Source organism: Bacteroidales bacterium (assembly GCA_035342335.1).
GTDB lineage: Bacteria > Bacteroidota > Bacteroidia > Bacteroidales > JAGONC01 > JAGONC01.
This window is the reverse complement of sequence record DAOQWY010000042.1, coordinates 1-12,041: the sequence shown is the minus strand read 5'-3', so window position 1 is coordinate 12,041 and position 12,041 is coordinate 1. Positions and strand designations below refer to the sequence as shown.

The window sequence follows — 12,041 nt, the reverse complement described above, 5'->3', positions numbered from 1 at the left end:
AACCGGAATTCGGCCTGATGTATGAAATGTCGCCCGGTACCGCTTTCAAGCTGGGACTGAAATACTATACCGGATTCAAGTCAGGTGAGCTGGATACCCAGGGATATCTTACCGTCAGTGTGGGCCTGGCATTTAGTTTTTAATGTACCCCACCCCTGCACGAGGTTGTGTCAAAAGTCATTTTACACCGCAAAGTCGTGAAGTCGCTAAGAATAAGAATATTGATTATGAGGACTTTGCGTCTTTGCATCTTTGCGGTTTTCATTATAATAATCCCTTTTGACACAACCTCGTAAATGGGTAAATTCCCCGGGGCAATCGCTATTGCGCAAAGATTTTGTCTTTAATCATTCCGCTGATGAGAACCTCACTGAATTTCTGCGCTTCAGTTTCCAGGCTGGATTCCAGCTTTGTGCTCATCTGCCCCGTCCAGATCAACTGCTCAGATACAATATCGTAAAGATTGGATTCTGTAAAATAGGTGGAGGATTCAACATAATAACCGGGGTCAGAAATGGTATTGAAGGCATAACCATAATAGGAATAATAGGGATACGCATATACCGGGTACATTCCGGGATTCACCGCTACACCTACTGACACACCGCTTCCGGGAACATACCTCTGTTCTTTCACCGCATCAAAAAGGGTGATGATCAGCAGTGCATCCATTTTCTGCGAGATCACACGCTGCTGAAGCATCTCTTTGATTTTATCCCCTTCAATCCCGTGCTTTTTCATCAGTTCAAGGTTATTGGCAAAGGGCCAGACGTCCCAGGTATAGTTGGCAGGATATCCTTTTGAACGGAGCATTTCCGTAACAGCGTTTTCAATGTTGATACGGGCATCGTTCGATTTTAGTACGGCGAGAACACCAATATTAGTGTATTTTTTCGGTGCATCATCGCTCACTTTTTCGGAATACGTCAGAGAACTCGTCGTGGAACATGCCGTAAGGATGATCCCTGAAATGAGAATTGAAAAAAGGTATTTCATGGTGATGATGGAATTAGGTTGCCAAAGATAGACCAAATTCACTATGGTCATACATCATGGCCTCCGCGATTCGGCAAAATCCAATTATTTGAGAGGAGAGAGGAGAAAGGAGAGAGGAGAGATGAGAAATAATTTCTCCAATCTCCAATCTCCAATCTCCTTTCTCCTTTCAAGCCTAATAACGGGTTAGCATTGAATTCCCTGCGACTGAAATTATGATCCTGGTTTGTTTGAAAGTTCACTGAAAAGAACGAACTTTGAAATGCAAAGGTGTAAATTTCAATGAAAGACGAATATCGGGGCAAAAAGTCTGTGTGGCATCGGATGATCAGGATCTCACTCCGGATAATCGTTGCTGTTATGTCTGTTTTGCTCGCCCTCTCTCTTGTGTTGAATATTCCCGCGGTTCAGACTTTCATTGTTTCAAAGGTCACTCATTCGGTCCGGAAGAAAACCGGCACCGAAATCAGCATAGGATCCATAAAAATTGCCTTTCCCAAAACCGTTGACATCAACGATATTTATTTTCAGGACCAAAATGCCGACACATTGCTTTACCTGCATTCCCTGCACGTGAATATGGATCTTTTAAGGCTTTTGCATAAGAAGGTTATTGTGAACAGCCTGCAACTTGAAAATCTTGTCACCCATATCTACAGAGAAAATCAGGCAAAAACCTATAATTTCCAGTTCGTCGTGGATGCGGTTTCAGCGAAACCAGCTGAACTATCAGATACAACACATAATCCGGAATCGCCATGGTCGGTTATCGTGAGGCATGTTGAGCTGAGAAATATTCATGCAACTTTTTCCGATGAACCGGCTGGTATTGATTCCAGGCTTGACCTGGGTGATTTTAAAGTGACTGTGAAAAATTTCGAACCGGATCAAAAACTGGCTGACATCAATGAAATCTTAGTTAAAAGAGCCTCAATAGAGTTAACACTGGCACCACCTGGAGGGGGTACTCAATCCGGGATTACTGCGGATAGTACTACCAGGGCTGTTAACAACCCTGAAATCCGTAATAAAGCAGGCATTTTCCCTGACTGGGGTATTACAGCTGATCAGTTAACGATTGCAAATACCAACATCCGCTTCAATGGCATGACTTCTCCCGAATTGCCTGAAGGCATTGATGATCAGGCTCTTAATATAATCAACCTGAATGCTGGGATTCACAATATCCACATTGATTCGGTTGGTTACCGTGCGGAAATTAAAAATATGCAATTAACCGAAAGCAGAGGACTTGACCTGAAAAGACTGGCTGTGGATGCGAAATTTACAGGCCGGCAAATGGAATTCAGGAATTTACAAGTCGAAACGTCGACAAGCAAAATTTCGGCAGATGCAAGGGTGACTTATGCTGGGTTGAATGACTTACTGACCGATCCCGGAAATTGTAATGTCATGCTGGATTTAAAAAATGGCATTTTGGGTGCAGACGATGTATTTTTATTTGCCCCTGCTTTAGCTTCCGACAGCATTTTCTGCAAATTTAAAAACTCGGATCTCTTCATTTCGGTAAAAGCGGAAGGTAAAATTAATGATCTGAATCTTGAAAATCTTGAGATTACGCTATTACGGGAGACCGCTTTAAAATCACATGCCAGGCTCACAGGCCTTCCCGATATGACAAAACTTGGATTCGATATCACCATCGACCGTTTCTCTACTACCCTGACGAATGTTTATCAGTTTGTCGATCCCGCTGTCACCGCCGGACTGAATTTACCGGAATCCTTTGACATTAGGGGAAATGTCAAAGGGAACACCGGTTCTATCCATGCAGCGATTCAGGTGATTACATCCTTCGGCAATATTGATGCAGAAGCGTTTTACCAAAACCGTGGTCCTTCTGTCCAGGATACTTTCCAGGTGGATTTTACAGCGAAAGATATTCTGGTGGGAGTCATCGTTGCCGATACGCTGTTGGGAGAAACCAGTTTCTCAGGCAAAGCCGGCGGCTCCGGCTTAATCGTTGGCCCGCTTTCCGGAACAGCCACTTTAGACATTCAGGCGGCTCAATACAATGCCTATACATACAATAACATCCAGATCAACAGCCGTATAGATGGTAACGCGTTTTCAATAAGCGCCAGTTCCCGCGATCCCAACCTGGACTTCGAACTCAGCGCTGATGGGGATCTAAGTGGGGTAAAACAAAAATATTCAGCCCGGCTGGACCTATCGATGCTGAATTTGCGGGCCCTTAATTTAATGCAGGCGGATTTCGCCCTCACCACAAATTTAACGGCAGAGCTCGGTTATTCAGGATTAAATGATTCGGAGGCAAGCCTTGCGATGGTGAATACTACGTTTCTTGTCGGCCAGAAATCCATTCCTGTTGATTTGCTGAATATAAACGCCATCTCGGCACCGGATAGTTTACATATTCAGTTCTCTACGGACTTAGCGGATGGTATGATCAATGGGAACATCAATCCTGAGAATTTTAGGGGAATCCTGCAATCAGCTTATCGAAAATATTTTGGGTTGTCTGACACCAACCGGATACGACCAGGAAAACACCTTGCCTTTAGCGTGAATATGCATATCCCGGATGATATCATGGGCCTGGTAATGCCGGGACTTAATTCACTCGAAATCAATAAACTGGAAGGGGCTTACGTGAGTGACGGTAACGAATTGTCGTTTGAGATGCAATTACCTTCAGCCATTTATTCAAATGTGCGCCTTGACTCACTCAGCATGATTGTCAGCGGGAAAAGCGAAAGTTTATCGCTGGATTTTCGTGCCGGCAAAGTCTCCTATGAGAACCTGCAAATCGAAAAACTTCGGGTTCTGGAGCAGGTAGAAAAGGGGAAAATTCTATCAGAGATCAGAATAAGCGATTCTATTGGAAAACCGAAATATTTGTTTGCCAACGAAATTGAACTTGGAGATGACCTTTTCAGAATACGGTTTTTACCTGAAGGGCTTATCCTTGATAGCCAGGCCTGGAACGTGGACCTTGTTTTCATTGTCAATCAGGAGGATAAGAAAATGGATATTGATGCCTCACTTGAAAATGAGCAGAACAAGATCATTGTGAAAGGGGATATCAGGAATTTATCGGAAAACCCCACGTTTAATATGAATGTTTTCCTTGACATTGATGACCTGAGCCGTCTGGAGAAGTATACTTTTAATGCCCTCTCGGATATGAGCGGAAAAATTAATGGGGAAATATCACTGAAAGGGACCACCGAAAAACCTGAACTAAACGGCTTTATCGGTTTTGAAGAAACTGCATTTAACATCAACAGCCTGAATTTCCTTGCCAGGATCAGTCACCAGAGGATAAATTTAAATGAGAAGGGCATTCAGTTCAACGATTTTGTGATTGAAGATGTGCAGGCTAAGAAACTCACTGTCAATGGCGATATTTTTATCAGTAACTTCAGGGATTTTGAGTTCGATCTGAACCTTGTCACCCGCGATTTTCAGCCTATAAACAGTACTGCCTCTGATAACCCTGTGTTTTTCGGTAAGCTCTCACTCAATAGCGATATCAAACTCAAGGGTGAGTTCAAAAGCCCCAAAATACAGGCAGATATTAAGATCGACAGCACCACCAACCTCACGTATGCTTTACCCGGAAGCGAGCTAAAGCTGGTTTCTTCTGAAGGCATCGTTTATTTTCTGAATCCTTCCCAAACTCACGACACGCTTCCCGGGGTCATGCAAGGTGATTATCTATCCGACTCCATCATTCCACGCTTTAGTGGCATAAACCTTTCGTTGAACCTTGAAATTGATCCTGCAGCCAAATTTACGCTTGATGTCGATCCAAATTCAGGTGACCATCTGACCATTAGCGGAAGTTCAAAACTGCATATTTCAGTTGACACGACCGGCAAGCAATCTATCACGGGAACCTATGAGGTTAAATCCGGTTTTTACACATTATCGTTTTATGATCTTGTCAAAAAGAATTTTACCATCAAGCCGGGAAGCACTGTATCCTGGTCAGGCAGACCCATGGATGCCGATTTAAATATTACCGCCCAATATGTAGTCACGACTCAGTCGGTTGCCCTGATGGCCAATGAAACCTCCTCGATCGGCGAAACAGAAAAAAGCATGTTTCAGAAAAGCCTTCCATACGAGGTGAGTCTCAATATCCGTGGCTTACTGGTGCAGCCCGAAATCAGCTTTAATATCACACTGCCCGAAAAATACCTTATGGAAAATCCGCTCATTGCCGCTAAACTTGCACAGCTGAATACCCAAGAAATGGCGTCTGAGCTGAACAAGCAGGTTTTTGCCCTGCTGGTGGCAGGTACTTTTATAGCGGATGACCCGATGGCATCCACCGGGAGTTCAACATCCAACATAGCAACTACCGCTGCACGCAACAGCGTCAACGGAATTCTCGCCGACCAGATGAATAAAGTTACGAACAAGTATGTCCATATGGTAGATTTAAACTTTGGTTTGACCACCTATGATGATGGCTCCGGAGGTGCAAGTGATCCCAGTACCGAACTGGATATCAGGGTTTCCAAACAACTGTTTAACGACCGGGTAACCGTAACGGCCCAGGGTTCGTTCGATCTGGATGCCAATAAGAATTCCGGTACTTCATCATCAGAGCATAACTCAGATGAATTTACGATCACTTACGATCTTACTAAGAATGCAGTATATAAACTTAAAGCTTATTACGAAACCGGCTATGATTTTTTTGAAGGTGATATTACCTATAGCGGCATTGCGGTGACTTTCGAGAAGGAATTCGATAGTTTGAAGAAACGGGACACGAAGCAGAAGAATGCAACAAAAAAGAATAAAAAATAATATTCTGCTGTTGTCAACGACACTTTTCCTGGCACTCCTTACGGGCTGCACAGGGCTCCGGAACGTTACGGATGGCAGTCATTTATATACCGGCTATAAGCTGGATACCGATTCCGTGCAGTTTCTTTCAGATCGTTCTGAAACAAGGTCTGAACTGAAGAATCTTTTCAACATAAAGCCCAACACCAAATTACTGTGGATGCGACCTCTTCTGAGTTTACATCACACGGTAAGGGAACCAAAAAAGAAGAATAATTTTCGGTACTGGCTGAAATACAAGCTGGGAGAGCCTCCAACCCTGATAGAAGATATCAATCTGCAGGACATTGGCATTGCCATCGAAAACAGGTTACAGAACAGAGGGAATTTTAATGCCAGGGCTGACTTTGAAATGATCAGCAAGCGTAAAACAGCAAAAGTGAACTATTTCATTTCGCCCGGAAAGCCCTACACGTTGAGGTCGATCCATTACCCTGAAGGAAGCCCCGGAATTTCAGGTGATATTCATAAGCTCCGGCCAGAATCAATACTGAAAGAGGGGCAACCGTATGATCTGAAAAATTTTGACAGCGAGCGAAGCCGCATTGAAAAGATCCTGAAAGATAAGGGATATTTTAATTTCAATGCGGATTACCTGCTTTTTACTGCAGATACCACCGCAGGAAACCGGCAGATGGATACGTGGTTGAATTTTAAACCTGAAATGCCTGCTGAAGCATCTACAGTGTTCAGTTTTAATGATATCTATGTCTTTGATGATTATTCGCTTCAGGATTATCGACCCGACACTATGCGGGTAGGCAACTACTTTTATGCGTCGGAAACACACAGGTTCCGTCCTCAATCCATTCTTAACTTTGTTTTTTTTGAGAAAGACAGCATTTACTCACGAGCCGATCATTATTATACACTCAGACGCCTGATGGGTGTCGGGGCTTTTAAATATGCATCTGCAAGGTTTGTACCCGATGAATCCCTTCCGGGAAAATTGAATGTGAATGTTTTACTGACCCCTGTCAGGAAAATTTCCCTGAGCACTGAAATGAGTGCTTCCGTTAAATCCGACAACTATGCGGGCCCCGGTCTTAACCTGAATTTCAAGGACCATAATCTATTTGGTGGCGCCGAACTATTGTCGCTGACTTTTGCCGGTTATTTTGATGTCCAGTTCGGAGGTGACTCAAAAGGGCAATATTCCTATGAATTGCTTTTAAATGCTTCTCTGACGTTCCCTAAATTCGCCCCATTTAAGTTTAAGGAAAAAGCTCAGAAGCACCTGGCACCCAAAACGATTTTAACCATCGGCGGAGGAACCTATACAAGGGTATCCCTTTACGAAATGTATTCACTGAATGTGGCGCTGGGATACAGCTGGAAGCCAAGGGAGAACATTACCCACGAATTAAATCCGGTGGATATTGGCTTTACCAATCTCGCGGAATCTTCGGCCGAATTTGATCAGTTCCTGCTTGATAATCCAAACGTAGCCAAAAGTTTTGAGGAACAGTTCATCATTGGAACAAGCTATAGCTTTACAAACAGCCGCATCGATCTGCGAAACAGGAAAAACAGTATTTACCTGAGCGAGACCATCGACCTTGCCGGCAATTTAGCCAGCCTTTTCGCCAGGATGATTCACGGCTCCCCCCCGGATCCTGAAAACCCATATAAACTTCTTGGACTGACGTATTCGCAGTTTATCAAGATTACCAGCGAACTGAGGTATTTTTATACACCCAATTCAAGACACCAGATAGCCTTTCGACTGGTTGCAGGCTGTGGGCTGCCTTACAGAAATTCTTCAACCATACCCTATTCCAGGCAGTATTATGTGGGCGGCACCAACAGTATCAGGGCATTTCTGGCAAGATCGGTGGGCCCGGGAACCTATAATCCACCTGACAGTGTGAGCGATATAAATGTCGATCAGACCGGAGATATCCGGCTTGAATCAAACATCGAATACCGATTTGGCATTGTCAGGTTCTTTAAAGGGGCGTTATTTCTCGATGCTGGTAATACATGGCTCGTGAATGAGGATCCGCAGAGGCCCGGAGGTCAATTCAGTGTAAATACCTTTTATAAAGACATTGCCATCGGCTCTGGATTCGGATTCCGGATCGATCTTAATTTTATCATATTCCGCATTGATCTGGCTTTTCCTTTATACAAACCATACCTGCCCGAAGGGGACCGCTGGATTTTTGATAAAATAGAATTTGAAAATTCAACATGGCGCCAGGATAACCTTATATGGAACATTGCGATAGGATATCCCTTCTGATGCTCCTTGCGCCTGTCAGGGATAGCTAGATATTTTGCGAATTAAAGGTATCTCCCTGATTGATATCGCCCGTGCGCCAGCCCCTGGTGAACCAGTTCACCCGCTGGGCTGATGTGCCGTGTGTAAAGGAGTCGGGAACAATATATCCCTGGGTTTGTTTCTGGATCCGGTCGTCACCCACCGAGCTGGCAGCGTTAAACGCTTCATCCAGGTCTCCCTCTTCGATGATGTTGGCCATGCGCTGTGCATGGTGCGCCCACACTCCCGCCAGAAAATCGGCTTGCAATTCCAGCCGCACGGTCAGCTGGTTATATTCCGTCTGACCCACCTGCCCCTGGTAAGCCTGGACCTGTTCGAGGATTCCCAGCTGTTTTTGAACATGATGCCCGACTTCATGTGAAATGATGTAGGCAATGGCAAAATCACCTGGTGCGTTTAGCCGTGCCTGCATTTCTTCCAGGAAGTTCAGGTCAATGTACACTTTTTCATCGGCCGGACAGTAAAAGGGTCCGGTTGCCGCACTGGAAAAACCACAGGCCGATTGCACTGCCGAGCTGAACAGAACCAGTTTGGGCTGCCGGTAAACCATTCCCCCTGCCCTGAAAATGCTGTCCCAGACATTTTCTGTTTCCGCCAGGACCACAGCGACGAACTGTGCCAGTTCTTCTTCATGGGCCGTGGGCTGGTAGTCGCCTTCTGTTGCCGTTCCGGTCTGAAGGTTATCCAGTAAACCCGACGGATTGCCACCCAGCAGCAGGACAATGATGACAATGATGATGGTTCCCAGGCCGCCTCCCAGGGCTATTTTGCCGCCGCTCACACCACCGCGGCGGTCTTCCACATTGGTGCTTTGACGTCTTCCTTGCCAGCGCATAATGTTATTCTTTTAGAAGTTGATATTGTTCAAGTTGTTTTATTGATGTAAAAATACAGTAATTCCATAAATGATCCACAGTAATTCATGTAATGAACCTTTTATTTTAACCACAGAGACGTTCTGAGGAAACACGGAGGCGCACGCATTAAATTTCAGCGCTCATACACGTTTTCTGTGTAATCCGTGCTCTATACCTGATAATTTTCCTGAAGAAACTTGCAAACGGCTAAAGAATGCCTTAATTTAGTATCAATATTTCTTATATATGTAATACATACTAATTCAATCCATTATGAAAAAGATCTTCTTCATCTCCGCTATGGTAATTCTTTTTTCCCCATTGATCCTCCGGTCACAATGGAGCGATGATCCTCTTCTGAACACGCCGGTCTGCACCGATCCGGATGAACAGACTCTGTGCAAGGTAGCGATTGGTGCAAATGACAACGTGTTTATTTCTTATTTTGATATCCAATCAGGCAATTACAATGTGATGCTTCAATACCTGAACCGGGATGGATTCTTTCTTTGGAATGAGCCCTTAGTGGTAAGTGATCACACCCAGGATAGCTGGATATCGGATTACGATACGAAGGCCGATCATGAAGGTAACTGTGTGACCGTATTTTCCGATATCCGCAATGGAAATCCTGATCCGGTGATCTATAAGATCTCGCCGAACGGAGAACACCTCTGGGGACAGGATGGGATTGTCGTATCCACGGATCAGACTGCAGAATACAGTCCCGTGCTATGTGTCACCAGCGAGAACAATGTGGTTGCTGCATTTACACGGTCGACCGAAAGCAACTATCCCCTGGTGATGGTGGCCTATGATGCCACCGGTACTGCTCTCTGGCCTGAAGGAGGTATTGTTCTGGTACCCGAAGGCAGTTATTGCTATTGGGTACCCGTGTTGATTTCTGTTTCCGGGGGTGATTTCATCGTTGTAGTTTCCAAAAGGAATGGTACTTCTCTGTATGCCCCCCGTTATCTTTATGCCATGCGGTATCATATCAACGGGACACCTGCCTGGAGCCAGGAAACCGTCGTCAGTGATGCCGGAGGCATTAATTCCTGGACAGATATCCAGGTCAAGGCTGACGGACATGACGGGGTGATCGTTGCATGGCACGACGACCGCAATTCTGATATGGTTAGCAGTGCATATGTCCAACATGTGGATGGTGACGGAAATGTTCTGCTTGCCGAAGACGGGATGGAACTTAGCCTGGCTTCAGGTCACCAGCGTTTTTATCCCCAGATTGCAGGACTGGATGAAACGGGAGATATTTTTCTTTTCTGGTACGAGACCGATTATGACCAGATCTCTTCCGGATTGACCGGGCAGTCGGTCTCATCCCTTGGCACCCGTCTCTGGGGCGCGAACGGCAAAACGATCATACCGCTGGGAGGTTCCACCTACGGGATTTTCGGAGCCGATTTTCAGCAGGAGCATTGCTATGTATTCTACGGAGCCTATGGATCCGCTTTCAGTGATGTCAGGATAAAGGCGACCTGCACCGACAGAACAGGCAATTTTGTCTGGCCGGATCAGCATATCTTTATTTCAAATACCAACCAGGAGGTCATTCATCCCTTTTTGTCAACGTATGCCTATCAGCAGTGGATCGTAGGCTTCACCAGCACCAGGGGCGGAACGTACGACATTTATGCCCAGAACATGAATGATGATGGCACGCTGGGGGTGAATCCCATTACCATATCTGAAACCACTGAGCCGGAGTTCAGCCTCTATCCCAACCCGGTATCCGGGCTGCTGACCATTCAGACCCATCATGCCAATCTTATCCAGATCACGGATCCTGCAGGTAAAATGGTATGGGCACAGCAGGTCACCGGAGAAGAAACCATTATCCATATGAGCTTTCTGGATCCGGGGATCTATTTCGTGAAGGTGACAGGAGAGCAGGGGAGCGTGGTTAAAAAGGTGTTGAACCGATAGTGAATTTCCATTGCTGATTACCGAGATCGAGGTAGAGGTGGAAGGCCAGGGAGAGTTACGAAAGGAGGGATGATATCTGATATCCTCCCTCCTTTGGCATCTCTACTTCTCCTTCCACCTCTCCTTCTACCTGGGTACTCGGCAATGGTCATTCACGGAGGCAACAACCGGATTCGAACCGGTGTACGAGGTTTTGCAGACCTCTGCCTAGCCACTCGGCCATGTTGCCGTGACGAAGGTGCAAAGATACACCATTAAACTTTAATTTGCAATCAATTATTTGCGAAGTGTTACGCAGACGCGCTCCACTTTCCCACCCACCGGTGGATTCAATTTGCAGATCTTTACCTCTGCCCTGACGATCTGAGGGAATTGCTGGCCAACGCGGTCAAGGATACGATGCGCCACATGCTCAAGGAGTTTTGATTTATGCTTCATCTCCTCTTTGACGAGCCCGTACACTGACTGATAGTTGATGGTTTTTACCAGATCATCGGTCTCTTCTGCTTCCTGCGTATTGGTTTCCAGGGTAAAATCCACCATAAAACGGGTGCCGATCAGCTGTTCTTCCTTCATACAGCCGTGATGAGCGTAAAATTCCATGCCCTCAAGAGAGATTTGCGCCATAACATTTGGATTTTATTGCACAAAAATATCAGAAATTTAATATTTTTGATGCTCTTTATTTCATTGTGTCATTCATATTAAAACCAAAAGACTATGAAAAAATTAAGTTTGATTTTACTGGGCCTGATCCTTTATACCTTTGGAAATGCCCAGTCGGATGCTGAAGAGATCCAACTCATGCAATCGTTGTTTGGTATGGAGAAGAAAGCAATGGTGGCTGAGTTCATCCAGCTTGATATAGCCACACATGATGCATTCTGGACCCTTTATGATCAATATGAGGTTGAACGGAAAGCGCTGGGTAAAGGCAGGATCGGTCTCATCAGGCAATATGCCGAACAGTATGCTTCCATGACTGACGAGCAGGCAGCCGAATTCATGAGCCAGATGATCAGCCAGAGAAAACAGACCGATAAATTGATGGATACTTATCACTACTGACCGACTAAAATTTTAAAAGGGGCTACTCCCCTGAAGGTTTCGCC

The 12,041-nt window shown here is 45.3% G+C and carries 7 protein-coding genes and 1 tRNA gene; 4 read left to right on the top strand and 4 right to left on the bottom strand.

Annotation, left to right across the window (positions count from 1 at the left end):
- Positions 1-321 precede the first annotated feature (321 nt).
- Positions 322-996 (bottom strand): hypothetical protein, encoded by a 675-nt coding sequence (locus PKI34_13240; protein ID HNS18771.1) that lies wholly within the window; start codon positions 994-996, stop codon positions 322-324.
- A gap of 360 nt (positions 997-1,356) precedes the next feature.
- Between PKI34_13240 and PKI34_13235 the strand changes: the two genes are divergently transcribed.
- The gene (locus PKI34_13235; protein ID HNS18770.1) at positions 1,357-5,802 is read left to right on the top strand and encodes a translocation/assembly module TamB; all 4,446 of its coding nucleotides are present in this window, start codon (positions 1,357-1,359) and stop codon (positions 5,800-5,802) included.
- A 10-nt stretch (positions 5,803-5,812) separates the two neighbouring features.
- Entirely contained in the window at positions 5,813-8,086 is a 2,274-nt protein-coding gene (locus tag PKI34_13230; GenBank protein ID HNS18769.1) for a BamA/TamA family outer membrane protein, read from the top strand.
- A 25-nt stretch (positions 8,087-8,111) separates the two neighbouring features.
- On the opposite strand, the gene PKI34_13225 is transcribed toward PKI34_13230, so the two are convergent.
- Entirely contained in the window at positions 8,112-8,960 is an 849-nt protein-coding gene (locus PKI34_13225) for a neutral zinc metallopeptidase (GenBank protein HNS18768.1), read from the bottom strand.
- Positions 8,961-9,255: 295 nt separating this feature from the next.
- On the opposite strand from PKI34_13225, the gene PKI34_13220 reads away from it, so the two are divergent.
- Positions 9,256-10,929, top strand: a complete 1,674-nt coding sequence (locus PKI34_13220) for a T9SS type A sorting domain-containing protein (GenBank protein HNS18767.1) — start codon at positions 9,256-9,258, stop codon at positions 10,927-10,929.
- Positions 10,930-11,087: 158 nt separating this feature from the next.
- On the opposite strand, the gene PKI34_13215 is transcribed toward PKI34_13220, so the two are convergent.
- Both PKI34_13215 and folB read right to left on the bottom strand, forming a co-directional pair.
- A tRNA-Cys gene (locus tag PKI34_13215) sits at positions 11,088-11,158 on the bottom strand.
- A gap of 47 nt (positions 11,159-11,205) precedes the next feature.
- A complete protein-coding gene (folB, locus tag PKI34_13210) occupies positions 11,206-11,556 on the bottom strand; it encodes a dihydroneopterin aldolase (protein HNS18766.1) in 351 nt (116 codons plus the stop codon).
- 93 nt (positions 11,557-11,649) lie between these two features.
- Here folB and PKI34_13205 point away from each other — a divergent pair, with 93 nt between their 5' ends.
- Positions 11,650-11,997 (top strand): hypothetical protein, encoded by a 348-nt coding sequence (locus tag PKI34_13205; protein HNS18765.1) that lies wholly within the window; start codon positions 11,650-11,652, stop codon positions 11,995-11,997.
- Positions 11,998-12,041 lie beyond the last annotated feature (44 nt).

Bases quoted from the DNA above. Each gene is read 5' to 3' on its own strand.
- PKI34_13240 (HNS18771.1), bottom strand. From the start codon at position 996: ATGAAATACCTTTTTTCAATTCTCATTTCAGGGATCATCCTTACGGCA.
- PKI34_13235 (HNS18770.1), top strand. From the start codon at position 1,357: ATGTCTGTTTTGCTCGCCCTCTCTCTTGTGTTGAATATTCCCGCGGTT.
- PKI34_13225 (HNS18768.1), bottom strand. From the start codon at position 8,960: ATGCGCTGGCAAGGAAGACGTCAAAGCACCAATGTGGAAGACCGCCGC.
- PKI34_13220 (HNS18767.1), top strand. From the start codon at position 9,256: ATGAAAAAGATCTTCTTCATCTCCGCTATGGTAATTCTTTTTTCCCCA.
- folB (HNS18766.1), bottom strand. From the start codon at position 11,556: ATGGCGCAAATCTCTCTTGAGGGCATGGAATTTTACGCTCATCACGGC.
- PKI34_13205 (HNS18765.1), top strand. From the start codon at position 11,650: ATGAAAAAATTAAGTTTGATTTTACTGGGCCTGATCCTTTATACCTTT.